The organism is Pantoea stewartii subsp. stewartii, assembly GCF_008801695.1.
In the GTDB taxonomy this organism is placed as follows: domain Bacteria; phylum Pseudomonadota; class Gammaproteobacteria; order Enterobacterales; family Enterobacteriaceae; genus Pantoea; species Pantoea stewartii.
In genome coordinates, this window is record NZ_VZPF01000173.1 from 1 (window position 1) to 2,173 (window position 2,173).

Sequence of the window (2,173 nt, forward strand, 5' to 3'; positions counted from 1 at the left end):
ACCAATCGATGAGCGGGCACAGCAGAGTGTTCTGGCAACATGACTGACGGTGTCACCACGATGCAGCATCAGCATGGCGGTGAGCCGCCGGGCGTGGTTTTTGTCCTTTGTTTTATGGATAGTTTTCTGCATCAGGCGTCGTTCGGTTCTGGGTATTGGTGCTATGATCGACATTGCTCAGTCCGGCTGGTGATTTGGGATATTCAGCGATTGATCAGATCGCATAAACCGGACTGAGTTCCCTCTAAGGGATCTACTATTCCGAGCAGTTATTTAGTTGCAGGGCAATTCCCAGCCGATTGTGATCGCCTCTGCTTTTTCCGATAAATTCCTTGTCTGCTTCATCAAGATGAAAATAACGTGCCAGCTGAAGCTCATCCGGTTCACCGGTGAACCGGCCATAGCTTTCAGTCTGTTCAGTGGTCAGAAAATCGACGGGCATATTGGCCTCCCTGCCTAACGGTCATTTATTAACAATCCTGCAACCGTCCGAAATATTATAATTTGTCGGACATACACAAATCGCTTCATTTATGTGTCCATTAAATCGTTATTTTGTTATAACAGACACAACATGTCCGATATTTGATTTAGGATACATTTTTATGCGACTTTTTGGTTACGCCCGGGTATCTACCAGCCAGCAGTCCCTTGATATTCAGATCAGGGCGCTCAAAGATGCAGGGGTAAAAGCTAACCGCATCTTTACCGATAAAGCATCCGGCAGCTCAGTCGATCGTCCGGGGCTCGATCTGCTGCGTATGAAGGTGGAGGAAGGTGACGTCATTCTGGTGAAGAAACTTGACCGGCTTGGCCGCGACACCGCCGATATGATTCAGTTGATAAAAGAGTTCGATGCCCATGGCGTTGCCATTCGTTTCATTGACGATGGAATCAGCACCGATGGAGATATGGGAAAAATGGTGGTCACTATTTTGTCCGCCGTAGCGCAGGCCGAACGACGGAGAATATTAGAGCGTACCAATGAAGGCCGGCAGGAAGCGAAGCTTAAAGGGGTTCGCTTTGGCCGTAAGCGCACCATTGACAGAAGCAGGGTGCTGGAGCTTCACCTGGCTGGAACGGGGGCGACGGACATTTCCCGGACTTTGAGCATTGCACGATCCACGGTTTATAAAATTCTGGAAGAAGAGAAAGCTCGTGTAGAGACTGCTGTCTGATAAGGGATGGTTGCGGAAAAGTATTTGTACTCTGAAAATATTTCATTCCATTCTTTTAATAAATATGAGCGTTTCCAGATAGAAACCAATATAAACATAGCTGTATCATGTTAAAGATATATTTAATCAATGAGGTATAGGCATATGAAAAGCATAACATATAATTCACATTCTCGCTTGGTGGAAATTGAAAAGAAGCTCAAACTTGAAAAGCCACGTCAAATAATCCCTTTTGTTACATCTATTTTGGGCGGTAACTTTCTAAAAGTTACAAATAATAATGGTAGTAGTTTTGTTATGCCTATGCCTCGCGGTGATTCCCCTATTATTGAGGGGCTGGCGGCTCGAAAAGCAGAAGCAAATTCATTTAATAAAGCTTTTTCACATTTATTGGTTAAGTGAAATTTATCTTTTGACACGTAAATCATGTGAAAATCTCCTGGATGTTTAAATTGCGCAACCAAGGTCTGTAATGAAAATAACCTCCCCCATTATTCAAACACCTTTTCTATATGAGAATCATAATTCTCATACTGACATTGTAACAGATCCCATTCTAGGTAAGTTAATAGGGGAGGGTTCTACAGCAGAAGTATTTGAAGATGTGAATGATTCATCCGCTTTATACAAAAAGTATGATCTTGCTGGTAACCATTACTATGAAGTACTGGAAATGGCAAAGAAAGAATCTGACCTTTTTAATGCTTTTTATGGCGATGATGCATCCGTTGTCATACGGCATGGCGGTGATGTGTACCTCCGAATGCTACACGTTCCTGGAACTCCTCTTAGTGAAATTGATACGGCAGATATTCCTGATAACCTAAATAACTGATCCTAATACCGCTACACTTTAGCCAGCCCATGTTTTCCCCCGGGGAATGGGCTGACGGTATTCATAAAGTGATGGACCTTTTTCAACAGTTGCCACATTGAACTGCACTGGTGATTTCGGGTTATTGTCTCATGAAGCGCCTGCCACAACCGTTCGACAT

Annotated in this window: 2 protein-coding genes and 4 pseudogenes; 3 read left to right on the forward strand and 3 right to left on the reverse strand. The window is 43.8% G+C overall.

Annotated elements, in window-relative coordinates; all coding sequences use genetic code 11:
- Both F7Q90_RS25325 and F7Q90_RS25330 read right to left on the reverse strand, forming a co-directional pair.
- A pseudogene (locus F7Q90_RS25325) lies at positions 1–174 on the reverse strand (IS630 family transposase); the annotation flags it as partial.
- A gap of 100 nt (positions 175–274) precedes the next feature.
- Positions 275–442, reverse strand: a pseudogene (locus F7Q90_RS25330) (DUF4158 domain-containing protein); the annotation flags it as partial.
- Positions 443–605: 163 nt separating this feature from the next.
- Here F7Q90_RS25330 and F7Q90_RS25335 point away from each other — a divergent pair.
- From F7Q90_RS25335 to F7Q90_RS25345, 3 genes and pseudogenes are all read left to right on the forward strand, one after another.
- Positions 606–1,178 (forward strand): recombinase family protein, encoded by a 573-nt coding sequence (locus F7Q90_RS25335; protein WP_006122248.1) that lies wholly within the window; start codon positions 606–608, stop codon positions 1,176–1,178.
- A 144-nt stretch (positions 1,179–1,322) separates the two neighbouring features.
- Complete coding sequence (locus tag F7Q90_RS25340) at positions 1,323–1,580, forward strand: hypothetical protein (protein ID WP_141119420.1); 258 nt, start codon at positions 1,323–1,325, stop codon at positions 1,578–1,580.
- A gap of 70 nt (positions 1,581–1,650) precedes the next feature.
- Positions 1,651–2,010, forward strand: a pseudogene (locus F7Q90_RS25345) (OspG family effector kinase); the annotation flags it as partial.
- A gap of 14 nt (positions 2,011–2,024) precedes the next feature.
- On the opposite strand, the pseudogene F7Q90_RS25350 reads toward F7Q90_RS25345, so the two are convergent.
- Positions 2,025–2,173, reverse strand: a pseudogene (locus tag F7Q90_RS25350) (IS630 family transposase); the annotation flags it as partial.

What these genes read in the sequence shown, in the direction of transcription:
- F7Q90_RS25335 (WP_006122248.1), top strand. Translation starts at nt 606, where the DNA reads ATGCGACTTTTTGGTTACGCCCGGGTATCTACCAGCCAGCAGTCCCTT.
- F7Q90_RS25340 (WP_141119420.1), top strand. Translation starts at nt 1,323, where the DNA reads ATGAAAAGCATAACATATAATTCACATTCTCGCTTGGTGGAAATTGAA.